General features: G+C 74.8%; 1 protein-coding gene. It reads left to right on the forward strand.

Translation table 11 applies throughout. The features are described 5' to 3' along the window. On the forward strand, positions 1-515 hold a 515-nt coding region (locus tag AC2W7G_RS17915), incomplete at its 5' end, for a histidine phosphatase family protein (protein WP_485869621.1). Positions 516-663 lie beyond the last annotated feature (148 nt).

The raw sequence follows: 663 nt of genomic DNA on the forward strand, positions 1-663 counted from the left end.
CTACCTGGCGAGCCCGGCAGACCGCCGAGATCGCGCTGGCGGGCCACGACCTGCCGGTGCGGGTCGACGAGCGGCTGCGCGACCGCGAGCTCGGCGTCCTGGACCTGCTGACCGCGCGCGGCGTCGAGTCGCTGCTGCCGGACGAGGCCACGCGACGGCGCCGCCTGGGCAAGTTCTACTACCGCCCCCCGGGCGGTGAGTCGTGGGTCGACGTCATCGCCCGGCTGCGCTCGCTGCTGCGCGACGTCGCCGACGACCACCCCGACGGTCGCGTGCTGCTGTTCGCGCACGACGCGATCGTCTCGCTCGTGCGGTACGTCGTGGAGGGCCTGGAGGAGGACGAGCTCATGGCGTGGGCGCGCAGCACGGTCATCGCCAACTGCTCGGTGAGCAGCTGGACCCGCGGCCCGGACGGCACGCTCGTCCCCGAGCTGCTCAACGACGTGCGCCACCTCGAGCGCGACCCCCACGCCGAGCCGACCGCCCAGGAGGACGTCGATGACCGACCGGCCTGAGACCACGACCGTCACCCCCCAGCTGCTGCGCGACTGGGCGCTGCCCGACCCCGACGGCGGCAAGGAGTCGCGCGGCACCGTGCTCGTCGTGGGCGGCTCGCGGTTCACGCCCGGGGCGGTGCTGCTGTGCGGCGTCGCCGCTCTGCGC

This window comes from Aeromicrobium sp. PFPM2_SD2 (genome assembly GCF_057364525.1).